Source organism: Streptomyces sp. NPDC039480 (assembly GCF_055597165.1).
In genome coordinates, this window is record NZ_JBVITX010000012.1 from 314,932 (window position 1) to 331,366 (window position 16,435).

Annotated in this window: 11 protein-coding genes; 3 read left to right on the forward strand and 8 right to left on the reverse strand. The window is 70.3% G+C overall.

All coding sequences use genetic code 11. The features are described from left to right. Nucleotides 1–47: 47 nt before the first annotated feature. Nucleotides 48–2,600 (reverse strand): NACHT domain-containing protein, encoded by a 2,553-nt coding sequence (locus ACZ56E_RS32950; RefSeq protein ID WP_471219787.1) that lies wholly within the window; start codon nt 2,598–2,600, stop codon nt 48–50. Nucleotides 2,601–2,688: 88 nt separating this feature from the next. Between ACZ56E_RS32950 and ACZ56E_RS32955 the strand changes: the two genes are divergently transcribed. Then, nucleotides 2,689–3,564 carry an alpha/beta fold hydrolase gene (locus tag ACZ56E_RS32955; protein ID WP_471219790.1) on the forward strand — a complete coding sequence of 292 codons (876 nt, stop codon included), beginning with the start codon at nt 2,689–2,691 and terminating at the stop codon, nt 3,562–3,564. A 26-nt stretch (nt 3,565–3,590) separates the two neighbouring features. On the opposite strand, the gene ACZ56E_RS32960 is transcribed toward ACZ56E_RS32955, so the two are convergent. The 3 genes from ACZ56E_RS32960 to ACZ56E_RS32970 all read right to left on the reverse strand — a co-directional run bounded on the left by ACZ56E_RS32960 (nt 3,591) and on the right by ACZ56E_RS32970 (nt 9,887). Next, nucleotides 3,591–6,683: an NACHT domain-containing protein gene (locus ACZ56E_RS32960; protein ID WP_471219792.1), complete on the reverse strand. Its 3,093-nt coding sequence runs from the start codon at nt 6,681–6,683 to the stop codon at nt 3,591–3,593. A gap of 17 nt (nt 6,684–6,700) precedes the next feature. Beyond that, nucleotides 6,701–7,033 (reverse strand): hypothetical protein, encoded by a 333-nt coding sequence (locus ACZ56E_RS32965; RefSeq protein ID WP_471219794.1) that lies wholly within the window; start codon nt 7,031–7,033, stop codon nt 6,701–6,703. Nucleotides 7,034–7,115: 82 nt separating this feature from the next. Beyond that, nucleotides 7,116–9,887, reverse strand: coding sequence for an NACHT domain-containing protein (locus ACZ56E_RS32970; RefSeq protein WP_471219796.1), 2,772 nt, complete (start codon nt 9,885–9,887; stop codon nt 7,116–7,118). 486 nt (nt 9,888–10,373) lie between these two features. Between ACZ56E_RS32970 and ACZ56E_RS32975 the strand changes: the two genes are divergently transcribed. Further along, nucleotides 10,374–11,066, forward strand: a complete 693-nt coding sequence (locus tag ACZ56E_RS32975) for a M23 family metallopeptidase (RefSeq protein WP_471219798.1) — start codon at nt 10,374–10,376, stop codon at nt 11,064–11,066. A 45-nt stretch (nt 11,067–11,111) separates the two neighbouring features. On the opposite strand, the gene ACZ56E_RS32980 is transcribed toward ACZ56E_RS32975, so the two are convergent. Next, a complete protein-coding gene (locus ACZ56E_RS32980) occupies nt 11,112–11,705 on the reverse strand; it encodes a TetR/AcrR family transcriptional regulator (protein WP_471219800.1) in 594 nt (197 codons plus the stop codon). Nucleotides 11,706–11,872: 167 nt separating this feature from the next. Here ACZ56E_RS32980 and ACZ56E_RS32985 point away from each other — a divergent pair, with 167 nt between their 5' ends. Next, entirely contained in the window at nt 11,873–13,498 is a 1,626-nt protein-coding gene (locus ACZ56E_RS32985) for an MDR family MFS transporter (protein WP_471219803.1), read from the forward strand. A 78-nt stretch (nt 13,499–13,576) separates the two neighbouring features. Here ACZ56E_RS32985 and cseC read toward each other — a convergent pair whose 3' ends face one another. The 3 genes from cseC to ACZ56E_RS33000 all read right to left on the reverse strand — a co-directional run bounded on the left by cseC (nt 13,577) and on the right by ACZ56E_RS33000 (nt 16,432). Beyond that, the gene (gene cseC / locus ACZ56E_RS32990; protein WP_468608548.1) at nt 13,577–14,950 is read right to left on the reverse strand and encodes a two-component system sensor histidine kinase CseC; all 1,374 of its coding nucleotides are present in this window, start codon (nt 14,948–14,950) and stop codon (nt 13,577–13,579) included. A gap of 94 nt (nt 14,951–15,044) precedes the next feature. Next, complete coding sequence (cseB, locus tag ACZ56E_RS32995) at nt 15,045–15,758, reverse strand: two-component system response regulator CseB (protein ID WP_468608550.1); 714 nt, start codon at nt 15,756–15,758, stop codon at nt 15,045–15,047. A gap of 65 nt (nt 15,759–15,823) precedes the next feature. Beyond that, entirely contained in the window at nt 15,824–16,432 is a 609-nt protein-coding gene (locus ACZ56E_RS33000) for a hypothetical protein (RefSeq protein ID WP_468608552.1), read from the reverse strand. Between the last annotated feature and the right edge of the window lie 3 nt (nt 16,433–16,435).

The following is a 16,435-nucleotide window of genomic DNA, read 5'->3' on the forward strand; positions in this document are numbered from 1 at the left end:
GCATCGGGGTCCCTGGGGTCGGGTCTTGCCGTAAGGCCAAGGATAGGTCAAGTGCCCTGTGTCTCCGGGGTGTTGAGACGTACGCCGGACGGAACCTGCTCGGCCGTGCTCGCGCCGACCGCCACGTCCAGATCCACGTCGGTGAGGTGCGGGAAGGCCGAGAGCCAGGCGAGGCCCTCGACGGGGTGGGGTGCGTCCAGGGAGAGCCGGGTGAGCTGCTCGGGCACGAGGAGTTCCGTCAGGTCCTCGACGCGGTAGGCGCCGACGACCTTGATGATCGGCCAGCCGCCGATGGCGCGGAGGGCTCGGAGGTCGTCGGGCCCGTGCACGGGGACCATGGGGCGCTGGGACAGATGCGTCAGGACCTCTCGTACGTACAGCTCACGGTCGAAGATCGACCAGGAGGCGGTCAGGGCCAGCTGGACCTTGCGGTCGGGGTGGTCGCGGAAGCGGGTCAGGTAGTGCAGCGCAGGCGCGCTGCCGACCTTGGCGGCCACCAGGGGCATCAGATACGCGAGCTCGCCGTCGACCTCGTCGGGGCCGGGCAGCAGGTGGAGCACGAGATCGCCGCCCACCTCCGCCAAGGCGTAGGCCTCGCGCTCCGTCCGCGGCGGGACCAGCGACCGTATGCCCTCCTCGACCAGCTGCCGCACGGCCGGCGCCACCTCCGCCGCGTACGGCAGCGCGGCGGCCGCGAGGAGTTTGCCGCGCGGCGTGGCGCTGGACACCAGCCGCCGCAGCATCAGTTCGGCCTCCTTCGGCCGTGCGTGCGCGACGGCCAGCAGGATGACGTCCTCCCACTCGGACCGGTCCGCGTGGTTCACGAGCAGGTCGAAGTCCAGCTCCTGCACGGCGAGCCGGGCGCCGAGATAGTCCTGGAAGGTGCGGTGCAGGAAGTGCACGCGCCCTTCGGCGGGCTCCCGCAGCAGCCCCGACCGCAGGAGCAGCCAGCGGTAGACGTCCTCGCCGTCGCCGTCGAGGTTCATCGCGGGGGCGGCCTCCCCGAGGATGTGCACGGCGTCCGAACGGTCCATCTCGGAGCGGCTGTTGCGGATCAGCCACCAGGCAAGTTTCTGGAGCAGCTGGACCTGGATGGCGAACGGCAGCCGTACGGCCGTGACGTCCCGCTCGACGTCCCTGCGCTCGAGCAGCATCGTCAGCGCCGCCTCGTACAAGGACTTCCTGTCCTGCGGCAGGAAGCCACGCCGCTCGCGGTGGAGCGCGCAGAGCATCCCGCACATCAGCGGGTTCGTCGCGAGCCGGTTCAGCTCGGACGCGGCCCGCACGGACTGCAGCAGGGCGGCCCCGACGGCCTCGTCGGCACCCGCCGCGCGGTGCCACCGGCTTACGAACGTCTCCACGTCGTCGCGCGCCATTGGCGACAGCGTGAGCTCGGCGAAGCCGGTGGGGTCCAGCCACTTGTCGGGGACAGCGGAGGGGCGGGTCGTGACGAGCCACAGATTGCCCGGGAAGAAGCGGATCAGATCGCGCAGCCACCGCTTCGCCGACTCCCGCCGGTCCTCGGAGATCTCGTCCATCCCGTCGACCAGCAGCACGCCGCGCCGCCCCTCCAGGACGCGCTCCACCCAGCCCGGCGGCTGCTCCCCGGCAACGAGACACCCGACGGCGGTCAAGAACTGGTGGGGCGCGGGCAGTTCGGCGCCCGGCCGGACGATCCGCCGCATCGGCAGCACGAACGGCACCCGCCCGATGAGGTGGGTGAGCCCGTGCTCGTACGTCCGGTCGGCCGCGGTGACCGCGAGCCACTGCACGAGGGTGGTCTTGCCGGATCCGGCGACGCCGCGCAGCAGCACGTGGTTCTTCTTGGAGAGGACGCGCTCGGCGGCGACCTTGACGGCCCCCTCCCCCGGGGACTCCTGGGTCGCCTCCAGGCTCAGATACGCCGTGTCGAGGGGCCACTCGCTGGTCCCTGCGTAGACGTCGAGGCCGTAGATGGTGAGCGTGCCGTGCCGCGCGGTGATGTACGAGGCGTACCGCTCCTCGAACGCGGCGTCCTCGCTCGACTGCGACGGCAGCCGTTCCAGGAGTACGTCGACGGCCGCGACGAGCCGTGCGAGCTGCTGGCTCTGCGAGGTCTGTTGCCGGGCGATGTAGGTGGAGCGCTGCGTGAAGAAGGTCAGGATGTGGAGGGAGGCGGTGTGGAGCAGTTGGTCGTAGAAGAGTTCGGCGTCACGGCTGAGCGCGAACGTCACGACGGTCACGGCCGACTGCGAGCGGAGCACGCGCGCGAACTCCTCAGGCCCCAGGGCCACGGCTTCGTAGTCCTCGATGGTGAGGGTGCCGAGGGCGGCGAGGGAGTGCGTGAGGGCGTGCTTGACGGCGACGGCCTCGGCGGCGTCCACGGGCCGTTCGCCGGGCCCCGCCGCCTTCAGCGCCCTGCGGACGAGCTCCTCCGCGACCTTCTCGACGTCCTTCGGCGTGACCTCGCGCTTCTCGCCCCGGAACGACACGAGCCCCGAGATCCGCACCGGCTTGGTGACGAGGCCCGCGCCCGGCTGGTCCTTCACGAAGAGCTTTTTCACGAGGGGGGCGACTGCGCTGGACGCGAGGCGAGCACCTAGGGCTGCGGGGTCGACCATGGCTTCAGATTAGGTCAACGGCCGCCGACACATGGGCCGTTCGGCACCGGCCCCCTGCCCGGGGGGCGGGCGCGGGACAATGAGGATCATGGACTACGGCGTACGGGAACCAGCGCGGCTCGGACAGTTCCAGCTGCCGGACGGACGACTCCTGGGCTGGGCGGAGTGGGGGCCGGCCGACGGCACCCCGGTGCTGTTGTGCCCTGGGGCGGCCACCAGCAGGCGGCTCGCTTTCGGCGGTGACGTCGTCGACGCGGCGGGGGTCCGGCTCATCAGCGTGGACCGACCCGGCCTCGGCGTCTCCGGTCCAGCCCCTGGCCGGACCCTGACCAGTTGGGCCACCGACATCCGGCACCTCTGCCTGGAACGGGGTCTACGAGCGCCGGCGGCGGTGGGATTCTCACAGGGGGCACCGTTCGCCCTCGCCCTGGCGGCGAACGGTCTGGTGAACGCGGTGGCCGTGGTGTCCGGCAGCGACGACCTGGCACATCCTCGCTTCGCCCACTCGTTGATCCCGCAGGTGAGGGACATGGTGGACGCCGTCGCGGCCGACCCCGTCGCCGCCGAGGCGAGCTTCGCCGACTTCGGCAGCGCCGACGCACTGTGGGAGCTGACCGTCACGACGGCCTCCGGGGCAGACCGGGCGGTCTACACCGACCCGGTCTTCCAGTGCGCCTTCCGGCAGGCGCTGGACGAGGCGTTCAGCCAGGGCCCGGCCGGCTACGCCCGCGACACGGTCCTGGCGATGGGCCGCTGGCCGTTCGACCCCGCCGGCATCGCCGTCCCCGTCGACCTCTGGTACGGGCAGCAGGACACCAGCCCGGTCCACTCTCCGGACCTGGGCGAGTCGCTCGCCCAGCTGATCCCGACAGCAACCCGGCACGTGCTTCCCGATGCCGGGGGGTCCTTGCTCTGGACACACGCCGAGGCCGTGCTGCACACGTTGCTGACCCACGTCCGCTGAGCTCATGACTCCGGTGTGGTTTCAGCTCAATCGCTGAGGAGGTCGTAGACGGACACCTCGACGTGGCCGGGCAGGGATTCCAGGCCGGTGGTGGTGGGGGTGGGTGTCCGGAGGCGCCTGAGGGCCGGGAGGCCGACCAGGGGGGTGATGTCGAACGATTCGTGGCCCGGGGGCTTGAGCACGTTCACGTCCACGAGCCCGGGCAGGAGTGTCACGAGACGGGCCATCGCGGCATCCCACTCGCCCTTGGGGGACACCTGCAGCTTTCTGACACCGGGCAGGGTCAGGCCGGGTGGCGCGGCCGCGATGCTGTCGGTGGACATTGTCAGTTCCGAGAGATGGGGGAGACGGGTGAGGGCCTCCCACTGCACGGCGGTGTCCAGGCGTTCCGAGGAGCCGAAGATGACCCAGTTCAGCTCCCGCCACGTCTCCATGTGATGGATATCGGTCAGGCTGTCGACAGAGCCGAAGAACCCCAGGGTGTGCAGGGGCGCGTCCGAGGGGAACAAAGAGAGGTCCCAGGGCTCGCGGGCATCGAAGACGCGCAGGGCGGTGAGGTCGCGCAGGGAGGACAGCGCTTCGGGGGTGAGGCGGCCCGGAGGGATCGCGAGCATCAGGAACGTGGGCACGCAGGCCACGAGCAGCCGGGAGGCCGTCTCGGGGGAGACCTCCGCGCGCAGGTCCAGGAGTTTCGGGCGTATCCCCAACCGCTCGAGCTCCGCCGCCTGTTCGTCGTTGAGGATCGTGAAGTGTGTCTGCCCGTCGTCGAGGTGGGCGATGACCTGCTCGGCGTACGCGCGACAGTCGTACCGGTTCCACCCCCACATCAGCTGGCTGCGCACGGGGAGACTCGGGTGCCGTGCGAAGCGGGCGAGGAAGGGGATCGCCGCGTCCGACCTGACGCGGGTCGCGGTGATCGTCACGTGCCGGGCCTCGTCATCGGTCAGACCCTCCGGGCCTGGAAGCAGGTCGAGCACCACGGGACCGGCCTCCGCGAGCGCACGGGCATCCGAAGCGCTGCGCGGCGGAATCAGTTCCGCCGTCCGCCGCTCCACCTCCTCCCGCACGGCCGGCGCCAGCTCCGCCGCGTGCTCCAGGCAGGCCGCCGCCAGGAGATGGATCCGCTTGCGGGTCCCCTCCTCCGGGTGGCCGTCGCCGAACGAGAGCAGGTCGCCCAGCAGATCCGCCCGTTCACGCGGCCGCGCCTGCGCCACCGCCATGCGGATGACGTCCTCCCACTGGTCGTCGGCGGCATGCTGCGCGAGGACCCCGAAGTCGCCCTCGTCGACTGCGGCCCGTGCGCCGAGGAAGTCCTGGAACGTGCGGTGGACGAAGTCGACCGTGTTGGGTTCCGGCTCGCGCAGGAGGCCGCTGCGGTGCAGGAAGTGGGTATAGACCGCTCCGGCGTCACCGAGCGGGGCCAGCTCAGGTACGGCAGGCAGCGCGTCCGCGATGATGGCCTCCGCGCGCGAACGGTCCATCACCGTACGGCCATTGCGGATCAGCCAGTACGCGAGCCGCTGGAGCAGTTGCAGCTGCGGCTCCTCCCGCAACTCCGGGACCGCCATGTGGCGCTCACGGTCCCGGCGTACCAGAAGCATCGAGAGAGCGGCCGTGTAGAGGTCCTTGCGGCCCAGCGGCAGGAAGCCCCGCCGGTCCCTGTGCAGCGCGCAGATCAGCCCGCACATGAGGGGGTTCGTGGCCAGGCGCCCCAGGTCCGGCTTCGACCGGACCGCCGCCAGGAGCTGGCTCTCGTACGCGGCGAGCGCGGCCTCCTCCTCGGGCGCGCCCGTGGTCGCGGCCGCGTGCCACCGCTCGATGAACGCCGCCACCTCCGCCTTCCGCATCGCGGAGAGCGTCAGCTCGGCGAAGCCCTCCTCGGTGAGCCAGTCCTCCCGTACGGCCGAGGGGCGCGACGTCACCAGCCAGCGGTTGCCCGGGAACGCGTCGATGAGATCGCTCAGCCACTCCCGCGTCCGGGCGCGCTCCGCCTCAGGGACCTCGTCGATCCCGTCGATCAGGACCAGCGCACGGCTGGCCGTCAGCACGCGCGCTTCCCACCCCTTCGGCTGGGTCCCCGCGAGCGGGCAGTCCACGGAGGCGAGGAAATCGGCGGGCGCGGGCAGACGCTCGCCGTGGCGGGTGAGGGTGCGCAGCGGGAGGACGTACGGGACGCGGTCTTCGAGGTACGTCATGGCGTACCCGGGGCCTGTCGCCTCCTGCCGCGCCGCGCTCACCGCAAGCCACTGCACCAGCGTCGTCTTGCCGGAGCCCGCCTCGCCCCTGAGCAGGACCCGGTCATGGGTGGCGAGCGCCTGGTCGGCGGGGAGCGGGGGCGTGCGCTCGACGATCTCCACCTCTTCCGAGTGGTACTCGGCGCCCGCCTGGTAGTGGGCCATGGCCACGCGCCCGGGCGGCGCCGCCTCCAGCGACATGTAGGCCGCGTCCAAGGGCCACTTTCCCGGGGAGCCTGCCAGGTCGATGCCGTAGATCGTCAGCTTGCCGTGCTTCTTCGCGACGTACGCGAGGTAGCGCCGCTCGAAGGCGACGTCCTCCGCCCCGCCGGCGATCGGGCTGCGGGAGATCAGCTCGTCGACCTTCGCGATCAGCTCGTCCTGCGCCCGGCTCTGCGCGACCAGCGTCGCCGCCACGAACGTGGAGCGCTGCGTGAAGAACTGGAGGATGTGCAGACACGCCCACTCGGTGACCGAGGCGAGGTAGAGGGAGGCGTCGGCGGAGAGCCGGGAGTCCGGTGCCGCGTGCAGCAGTTTGCGGGCCAGCTTCTCGTGGCCCAGCCGGACCGCCTGGACATCGTCCATGTCGAGCTCGCCGAGCGAGAGAAGCGTCCGGGTCAGGGCGTCGGTGACAACTAGGACCTCGTCGGGCGGAAAGGTGTGCTCGCCCGGTGAGTCGAGTGTCGCCGTCACGAGCCGCTCCGCGAGCCGCCGCACGTCCCGCTCGCCCAGCGTGCGCTTCTCGCCCTTGAACGACACCAGCGAGGACAGCCGTACGGGCTTGTCGACCAGCCCCGCGCCCGGACCCTCCCGCACGAACAGCTTCTTGATCAGAGGGGCTACGGCGCTCGATGCCAGGCGGGTGCCTATGACCGCGGGATCCATGGCATGAGAGTAGTAGGTCAGGGGCGCACGAGTCGGCGTCCGTTGACGACCAGCTCCACAGAGTCGGGGAGTTGGGCGGGGTCGGGGACCTCGTTGGTCTGTGACACGCTGACGCGCCGTAGTCGAGGGTTTGCCCGCAAGGGGGTCAGGTCGAGCGCGACCGGCGCGACCACGCTGACAGCTGTCATCGAAGGGAACGCCTCGACGGCCTGCCGTAGATCGCACTCGGAGCCGTCAGCCATGACGGTGGGGCGGCCCACCGCGTCCAGTCGGACTCCGCTCGCCGCCAGGCTCGACAGCTCCTTCAGGCTCAGACTCAGGTACTCCAGATGCGGCAGGCCCGCGATCACCCGCCAGTCTTCGGCGGTGAGCGGAACCTCCAGCTCCAGGCCGAGTTGAGTGAGCGAGGTGAATGTGCCGAGGGCCGACAGGTCAGCCGTGTTCTTGGGTAGAAAGACGCACTTCAGCGGTGCTGTGTCCGGTATGAGCTCGAGAACCCCACTCGGTCTCCGTCCGCGCGCTGAGGAAAGTGAGCTGGTCGAGCGACCGTAGTGGGCCCAGGTCGAGTCGAGGAACCTCAAGGAGGACCAGCTCGCTCAGAGGGAGCCCGGTCACCGGTGCGAGTGAGGATACGGCGCGACAAACCAACAGACCAAGGCGTTTCAGGTGCCGGAACCGGGCGACGAATTCCAGGTTGTCGATCACTTCGTTGAAGGAGAGGGTGAGCCGCTCCAACTCCACGTCGCCCAGCGCGTCGACTATCTGGTCGGCCGTGAAGTCGCCCACGAAGTCGACGAGCTGATGTCCGCCCAGGCGGCTCAACGCGGTGAGTTCGTCCTGCGAGCGGATCAGAATCGTCGTGTCGGGCTTGTTCCGCAGGTGGCGGATGATCTCGCGCGCGTACGTCTCCGTGTCGAACCGGTCCCAGTGGGAGCCGAGTTGATGGCGGACGACGGAGTACGCGTGATCCCGGTACTTCACCAGACACGGCAGCGCGGCATCGCCCCCGACGAGAGCCGCCGTATTGGCGACGTAGGCCGCTTCCTGATCAGTCGCCACCTCGTCGGGGCCGGGAAGCAACTCCAGCACGATCGGCCCCAGTTCAGCCAACGTCTGCGCCTCCGAATAACTCTGCGGAGGAATCAACTCCGCAGCCCGCCCCTCCACCTCTCCCCGCACCTCGGGATCCAGCTTCGCCGCGTGCTCCAGGCAGGCCATGGCCAGCAGGTGCAACCGCATCCGGTGCTCCGGCTGCTTGTCGCCCCGCCTCATCAGGCCCCGCAGCAGCCGCACCCGCTCGTCGGGGCGGGCGTGGGCGACGGCCATGCGGACGACGTCCTCCCACTGGTCCAGATGCCCGTGCCGGACCAGCAGGTCGAAGTCGCGCTCCTCCACCGCCGCCCGCGCCCCCAGATAGTCCTGGAAGGTGCGGTGGACGAAATCCACGGCCCCCGCGCCGGGCTCGCGCAGCAGTCCGGACCGTACGAGGAGGTGGCGCAGGACGTCGTCGGCCGTGCCCAGCTCGGCGACGACGTGCGGCATGGACGGCAGCAGCCGCTCCAGCTGGCTCACGGCGTCCGCGCGGTCCATCTCGGAGCGGCCGTTGCGGATGAGCCAGTAGGCGAGCCGCTGCAGCAGCTCGATCTGGGACTCCTCGTCCAGGTCGGCCGCCATGTCGCGCTCGCGGTCCCGGCGCTCCAGGAGCATCGAGAGCGCGGCGTCGTAGAGCGCCTTCCTGCCGCGCGGCAGGAAGCCACGGCGCTCCCGGTGGAGCGCGCAGATCAGGGCGCACATCAGGGGGTTGGTGGCGAGCCTGCCGAGGTCCTGCTTGGTGCGTACGGCGTCCAGGAGGGCGTCGCCGAGAGCCGCGTCCGCTCCGGCCGCCTCGTGCCAGCGGCGGATGAAGACCTGGATGTTGTCGTGGGTCATCTCGCAGAGGGTGAGGTCGGCGAAGTCGTCGCCGCCGAGCCAGTCCTCGCGGACGGCCGAGGGGCGCGAGGTGACGAGCCAGAGGTTGCCCGGGTAGGCGCAGAGCAGGTCGCGGAGCCAGCGCCGGGTGCGTTCGCGTTCCTCCTCGGGGACCTCGTCGATGCCGTCGATCAGCATGAGCGCCCGGCCCGCCGACAGCACGCGGTCCGCCCAGCCGGCGGGCTGGGCCGAGGCGATCATGGCGTCGGCCGCGCCCAGGAAGTCGCCCGGAGCGGGTAAGGACGCGCCCCGGCGCGTGAGCGTGCGCAGCGGAAGGACGAACGGGACGCGCCCGATGAGGTGGGCCAGTTCGCCCGTGAGCCGGTCCTGGCATGCGGTGGTGACCGCGAGCCACTGCACCAGCGTGGTCTTGCCGGAACCGGCGGCGCCGCGCAGCAGGACCCGCTCGTTGCCCGCGAACACTCCCTCGACGGGCTGGGAGAGTGGCGGGATCCAGCGCTCGGCCGGCGGGAGCCCGTCGCGGCTCTCCGCCGCGAAGGTGCCGTCGGCGACGGGCTGGTGGTCGGCGTTCCGGGACGCCTGAAGGCTCAGGTAGGCGGTGTCCAAGGGCCAGTCACGGCACTCGTTGAGGTCGATGCCGAAGATCGTGAGACGGCTGTGCTTCTTCGCGACGTACGCCTCGTAGCGCTCCTCGAAACCGGCGTCCTCCGCCGACCGGTCGCAGAGGCGCCGGATGAGGATGTCCGTGCGGGTGATCAGCTCGTCGAGCTGCCGGCTCTGCTCGACCAGGGAGCGGGCGACGAAGGTGGAGCGCTGCGTGAGGAAGTGCAGGATGTGGAGGCAGGCGCTCTCCAGGATCCGGGAGTACAGGGCGACCGTGTCCTGGCTGAGGAAGCGCACGAGCTGACGGCCGCCGGCCCGCTCGTACAGCTTGTCGGCCAGCCTCTCGTGACCGAGGCGCACCGCTGCGACGTCGTCGAGGTCCAGGTCCGGCAGCGCGTACAGCGTCAGCTCCAGCGCGTCCGTGAGGGGATCCAGCTCGATGTCGGCTGCCTCAGAGGTTTCCCGGGCGGCCCTGTCGACCAGTTCCCGTACGAGCTTGCGCAGGTCCTGCTGGGACAGCGTGCGCTTCTCACCGCGGAACGACACCAGTGCGGACAGCCGTACGGGTCGCTCCACCAGGCCCGCGCCCGGGCCGTCCCGCACGAAAAGCCTCTTGATCAGTGGGGCGATGGCGCTCGATGCCAGACGGGTGCCGACGACCGCGGGGTCCATGGGCGTGAGCGTAGTGCGGGTCACATTCGGGGTGGGGCGGATCCCGGGGGCCGGTGACATGACGCACAGGGGTTTTGGCCGGTACTAGGCGCCATAGTGGGCGCGGCCCGATCCGGGCCCGGGACCTTCGGCCCGCAACCCCCGGGACCTTTGCCGCGTCGGGGGGTGACGGGTCGTGGACCGCCGTGGGTATGCGGCGTCTGCCCGTCCGACGTCGGGTTAAACCCGTGCGCGAGGGGAAAATCCCGCCGCGTGAGCTCGGGGTAAATGTCCGGATTTGAGGGTGTCAAGAGGTCTAAATGCTGGCGCTCAGCTACGGCTTTACGTAGTAGATGGGCCCTTTGTGCCCCGGCCGGGGTGGGGGTTACCAAGGGATGGCCGACCCGGCGAAGCGCGATCTGCGGGTGACTCGCCCGCTGCCCGCCTGCCGGGTCCACTCATGCCCCCCTCAGTCGTCACAGCCGTCACACTCCGGAGGACATCCTCATGCTCAAGCGCACCAAGTCCCACCGTCCCGGCCCGTCGATGTTCCGTACGCGTGCGGCCGTCATCGCCGTCGGCCTCGGAGCCTCGGCGGCCCTGGGTGCCGGGGTCTCGGTCGCCGCCGCTGGGGACGCCAAGAGCGGTGGCGCGCTGCCCGGCGTCGCCGTGAACTCCGTCCAGGCGCAGGCCGCCGCCCAGGCCAAGGCCGCCGAGAAGGCGCAGCAGGCGCAGGCGAAGAAGGCCGCCGACGCGAAGAAGGCCGCGGCCGCGAAGGCCGCCGCCTGGGTCGACCCGGTCAGCAACTACACGCTCTCCGCCAGCTTCGGCCTCGGCGGCAGCATGTGGTCCAGCAAGCACTCCGGCCAGGACTTCGCCGTGCCGGTCGGCACCCCCGTCGAGTCCGTGCACGGCGGCACCGTCGTCAAGGCGGGACCGAACGGCGCCGGTGACGGCCCCGCGTACGGCAACGCCGTCGTGGTGAAGCACAGCAACGGCACGTACTCCCAGTACGCGCACCTCTCGCAGATCGACGTCCGGGTGGGCCAGAACGTCGGCACCGGCCAGCGCATCGCCCTCTCCGGCAACACCGGCAACTCCAGCGGTCCGCACCTGCACTTCGAGATCCGTACGACCCCGAACTACGGCTCGGCCGTCGACCCGGTCGCCTTCCTCGGCTCGGTGGGCGTGAAGGTCTGACGAAGACCTGACGATGGACTGACCCGCCCCAGCCGCTGGGCGTGACTACGCGCCCGTGTGCGCCCGCGTCACCAGATCGATGGCGACCTCCAGGATGGCCTTGCGCTTCTCCTCGGGGTCGCCTTCGACGTCCTTGAGCACGAACATCCCGCCGTGCATGGTGAACAGCGCGCTGAAGCAGCGCACCTGGTCGGCCATCGGCGCGTCCGGATCCTTGAGGATCTCGTAGAGCCCCAGCATGCGGTCCTTGAAGCTCTCGCCCGTCTTCAGGTCGCGCATCGTCGCCTGGTTCTCCTGCATGAAGCGGAAGAGCGGCGCCGCGTCGACGAGGATCTCGTTGTACCGGCGCAGGGTCGTCTTCTTGGTCTCCAGGGAGACCGGCCGCGGCTGCTCGTGACCCCATGCGATCAGCTCGTCGATGGGTCGCGTGATGTCATCGAAGATGCTGGTCAGGATGTCTTCCTTGGTCTTGAAGTGGTAGTACAGCGCCGCCTTCGTGACCTCCAGACGCTCCGAGATCTCGCGGAGTGACGTCTTCTCGTACCCCTGCTCGGCGAAGAGTTCGAGGGCCACGTCCTGGATGCGCTGACGGGTGTTCCCGCGGCGCTGCTGCTTGCCCGTGCCTGTGCCCGTGCCCATCGGGGTGCTCCTCGGCTTCATGCCAATAACTTACTTGACGCCCGGCTAGTAGGGGGTCTACCTTCCCTCAGTGTAGTCAACTAGCCGGGCGGCAAGTAAGTGCCCGGCGCGATTCCGGGAAGTCCGGGATCTGCGGCAAGCGCGGGGACATGCGGGGAGTGGGGAACATGGCGGAGAAGACCATCGAGAAAGCCGGGCGGGCGGCCGGCCCGGGGACGGAAGAGACGGCCCCACCACCCCCCGGGACCGGTGCGGCACAGGCCGCGACCGGCAAGGCCGAACCGCAGCCGCGCAGCGTGCGCGTCGTGCTGTTCGCCCTGATGATCACCATGCTGCTCGCGATGCTCGACAACATGATCGTGGGCCCCGCGATGCCGACCATCGTCGGTGACCTCGGCGGCATGGAACACCTGTCGTGGGTCGTCACCGCCTACACCCTGGCGACCGCCGCCTCCACCCCCATCTGGGGCAAGCTCGGCGACATGTACGGGCGCAAGGGCGCCTTCCTCACCGCGATAGTCATCTTCCTCGCCGGTTCCGTGCTGAGCGGCATGGCGCAGGACATGGGCCAGCTCATCGGCTTCCGCGCCGTCCAGGGGCTCGGCGCGGGCGGTCTGATGGTCGGCGTCATGGCGATCATCGGTGACCTGGTGCCGCCGCGGGACCGCGGCAAGTACATGGGCATGATGACCGGCGTCATGGCGGTCGCGATGATCGGCGGCCCGCTGGTCGGCGGCTCCATCACCGACCACCTCGGCTGGCGCTGGGCCTTCTACATCAACCTGCCGCTCGGCGCCGTCGCCCTCGCCATGGTCACCAGCGTCCTGCACCTGCCCAAGAAGAAGGCGGAGGGGCGCATCGACTACCTCGGCGCGGCCCTGCTCACCGTCGGCATCAGCGCGCTCGTGCTCGTCACCACCTGGGGCGGTACGGAGTACGCCTGGAGCTCGGCCGTGATCATGGAGCTCATCGGCATCGGCGTCGCCTCGCTGATCGGCTTCCTCTTCGTACAGAAGAAGGCCGCCGAACCGGTCATGCCGCTCCACATCTTCGCCAACCGCAACTTCTCGCTGATGGCCGTCATCGGCTTCATCACCGGCTTCGTGATGTTCGGCGCGATGCTGTTCCTGCCGCTCTTCCAGCAGTCGGTGCAGGGCGCGTCGGCGACCAACTCCGGTCTGCTGCTCCTGCCGATGCTGCTCTCGATGATGGCCGTCTCGATGGTCGCGGGCCGGGTCACCACCGCCACCGGCAAGTACCGCGTCTTCCCCATCGTCGGCACCGTCCTGATGGTCGCCGGCTTCTATCTGCTCGCGCAGATGGACACCGGCACCTCGCGCCTCACCTCCGGCCTCTACATGGCCGTGCTCGGCGCCGGCATGGGCTTCCTGATGCAGATCACCATGCTGGTCGCGCAGAACAGCGTGGAGATGAAGGACATGGGCGTCGCCTCGTCGTCCGCCACGCTCTTCCGCACGCTCGGCTCCTCCTTCGGCGTCGCGATCATGGGCGCGCTCTTCAACAACCGCGTGCAGGACGTCATGGACGACCGCGCGGGAGCCCTGGGCGGCAAGGTCACCGAGACGTCGGCACAGCTGGACGCGGCGAGCCTCGCCAAGCTGCCGGACGCCGTCCAGGACGCCTACCAGCACGCGGTGTCGTCCGGGACGCACTCGGCCTTCCTGCTGGGCGCCGCCATCAGCGTCGTGGCGCTGCTCGCGTCGTTCTTCGTGAAGGAGATCCCGCTGCGGGGCTCGGGCCCCGAGGACAAGCCGGCCGCGATCGTCGAATAACCGTCACCGACATAACCGTCACCGAATAGCCATCGCTGAACAGTCACCGTCACCCCGCCGGGCAGCCTCTGCGCGATGTCAGAGGTTGTCCGGCAGCTTGAGCACCGGATAGCTCCCCGTGTTCGTCGGCGCGTGCTCCGGCAGCCACAGCACGGCGACCGCGCCCTCGGCCGGTACGTCGGGCGCCGCACCGGCGGGCCGTACGTTCCGGAAGGTGAGCCGCGCGCCGAGCACCCTGGCCTGGCCCGCCGCGATCGTCAGACCGAGACCGTGCCCGTGGCCCGCCCGGTCGGCGCTGCCCGTGCGGAAGCGGCTCGGCCCCTCGTCCAGGAGCGCCTCGGGGAAGCCGGGCCCGTGGTCGCGCACCCGGACCACGCGGCCCTCGACGCTGACCTCGATGGGCGGCTTGCCGTGCTTGGTGGCGTTGGCGACGAGGTTGCCGAGGATGCGCTCCAGGCGGCGCGGGTCCGTGGTGACCTCCGACTCGTGCACCACCGTCACCGTCACGTCCGTGGTCAGGATCGCCATGCGCCGGGCCACGAACTCGCCGAGGGTGATGTCCTGCAGCTCGGCCCGCTCGGCGGCGGAGTCCAGGCGCGCCACTTCGAGGACGTCCTCGACGAGCGTGCGCATCGCCTGCGCCCGGTCCTTGACCAGCTCGCTCGGCCGGCCCGGCGGCAGCAGCTCGGCAGCGGTGAGCAGCCCGGTCACCGGCGTACGCAGCTCGTGCGCGATGTCGGCGGTCACCCGGCGCTCGGCCTCCAGGCGCTGCTTGAGCGCGTCGGCCATGGCGTCCACGGCGCTCGCCACGTCGTCGGTCTCGTCCTTCACGACACCGCCGATCGCCTCGCGGACGCTCACGTCCGAGTGCCCCTGGGCGACCTCGCTCGCCGCCGTCGCCGCCTTGCGCAGCCGCCGCGACAGCTGCCCGCCGATCAGCACGCCCAGCGCGCAGCCGCCGAAGACGACCGCGATGGAGCCGATGACCAGGGCCTGATCGAGGTCCTTCATGACGGTGGCGCTGCGGTCGGTGAAGCGGGAGTGCAGCGACAGGACATGCCCGTCGGCGAGCGGCACGGCGGCCCAGATGTCGGGCACGCCGTCGGTCTTCTCCTCGACGAAGGTGGCGCGGCGGCCCTTCAGGACCTTCTGCCGCAGCTCGTCGGGCAGCTCCGGGTCGTCGACCTTCGTGCCGAACTGCAGCGTCTGCCGCTGGGACGCGGAGGAGTAGAGCCGCAGGGCGAACTGGATGCGCTCGTCCTGCACGTCGCGCGCGTTGTCGAGCATCGAGACCCGCGCGGCGTTGTGCACGACCAGGCTCAGGGCGATCGCGACCAGCGCGCCGACCAGCGCGATCGCCGCGGCGATCTTCCAGCGCACGCCGGTGCGCAGGTGCACGCCGGAGCGGAACCTCTCGCGCACGCGCTCGACGGCCCTGCGCCCCCCGTTCATATACGTCGTCCTCTGAGTGCTGTGAGTGCAGTGAGTTCTGCGGATGCCGTGCGTGCCGTGAGAGCTGAGGCTCCCGTGAATGTCCTGATCGTGTTCACGCCTTGAGCTTGTAACCGAAGCCGCGGACCGTCTCGATGCGGTCCTGTCCCACCTTCGTGCGCAGCCGCTGCACATGGACGTCGACGACGCGGGTGTCACCGCCCCAGCCGTAGTCCCACACCCGCTCCAGGAGCTTGTCGCGGGAGAGGACCGTGCCGGGCGCGGACGAGAACTCCAGGAGCAGCCGCATCTCGGTCGGCGTCAGCGCCACGGGCGCCCCGCCCCTGCGCACCTCCATGCCGACCGTGTCGATCTCCAGATCGCCGAAGTTCAGCACCCCGCCGTCCGCCGCGGAGCCCTCGTCCTGGCCGGCCGACGCCGAGCCGTGCCCGCCCGCGTGCCCGAAGCGGCGCAGGACGGCGCGGATGCGGGCGACCAGGACGGCGCCGTCGAACGGCTTGGTCACGTAGTCGTCGGCGCCCGCCTCCAGGCCGAGCACGACGTCGATGGAGTCGGCGCGCGCCGACAGCATGATCACCGGGACCGTCGACTCGTCACGGATGCGGCGGCACAGCGAGACGCCGTCCAGGCCCGGCACCATCACGTCGAGCAGCGCGATGTCCGGCTGGTCGGCACGGAACGCCTCCAGGCCCGCGAGGCCGTCCGGCATGGCGGTGACAGCGAAACCGTCGCGCTCCAGGGCCAGCTGCGTGGCCTCGCGGATGACGTCGTCGTCCTCGACGAACAGGACGTGGGTCTGCTCTGCCATCGGGTGCTCTCAGTCCTTCTCGGTGCGTCTCTGCGTCTCTGCGTCTCTGCGTACGACCGTCGTGGTCAGTCCGCGGACGGGGTGGGTTCCCCGTCCACCGCGTTGCCGAAGTCGTTGCGGGTACGCCCCGACTCCGTGAAGCGGTTCGCGGACCAGCGGTACGTGATCACTTCCTCGCCGGAGGGGTAGGCCACCGAATCGCCCGACTCGTACAGCTGCTTCGTCACGACCAGGTCGCCCCGGTCGATCTCGGCGTAGACGGAGGCCGGCTCCTCGGCCGTGAAGACATTCTCGTACCGACCGCCTTCGGCGCGATACACGTAACTGCCGATGCCCACCGCGTCACCGCAGGTCAGCACGTTCACCACCACATCGGAGGCGGTTCCTCCGGTCAGGTTCCCGTACGACACGTCGACCGGGTAGGCCTTACCGACGCACGGCTTCAGGTCCCGCTTGATCGCCGGGCTGACCTTCGGGTCCTCCCTGACGAGCCGGACCGCGTCGATCTTCTTCGTCGGTACGGACGCCGAGGCCGAAGGGGACGGTGCCGTGGACACCACGGGCTCGCTGCGGGCCGGCCCCTCGTCACGCGCGCCGGATCCGCCCGTCGAACAGGCGGAGAGCAAAAGGCCGAGGGCGGCGACCGCGGCCGTCGCCGCGCTCACCGCCTTCACGCT

Excerpts from the sequence above, each read along its gene's own strand:
- ACZ56E_RS32985 (WP_471219803.1), top strand. The coding sequence starts at position 11,873 with ATGGCGGAGAAGACCATCGAGAAAGCCGGGCGGGCGGCCGGCCCGGGG.
- cseC (WP_468608548.1), bottom strand. The coding sequence starts at position 14,950 with ATGAACGGGGGGCGCAGGGCCGTCGAGCGCGTGCGCGAGAGGTTCCGC.
- ACZ56E_RS32980 (WP_471219800.1), bottom strand. The coding sequence starts at position 11,705 with ATGGGCACGGGCACAGGCACGGGCAAGCAGCAGCGCCGCGGGAACACC.
- ACZ56E_RS32955 (WP_471219790.1), top strand. The coding sequence starts at position 2,689 with ATGGACTACGGCGTACGGGAACCAGCGCGGCTCGGACAGTTCCAGCTG.
- ACZ56E_RS32970 (WP_471219796.1), bottom strand. The coding sequence starts at position 9,887 with ATGGACCCCGCGGTCGTCGGCACCCGTCTGGCATCGAGCGCCATCGCC.
- ACZ56E_RS32960 (WP_471219792.1), bottom strand. The coding sequence starts at position 6,683 with ATGGATCCCGCGGTCATAGGCACCCGCCTGGCATCGAGCGCCGTAGCC.
- ACZ56E_RS32975 (WP_471219798.1), top strand. The coding sequence starts at position 10,374 with ATGCTCAAGCGCACCAAGTCCCACCGTCCCGGCCCGTCGATGTTCCGT.
- ACZ56E_RS32950 (WP_471219787.1), bottom strand. The coding sequence starts at position 2,600 with ATGGTCGACCCCGCAGCCCTAGGTGCTCGCCTCGCGTCCAGCGCAGTC.
- cseB (WP_468608550.1), bottom strand. The coding sequence starts at position 15,758 with ATGGCAGAGCAGACCCACGTCCTGTTCGTCGAGGACGACGACGTCATC.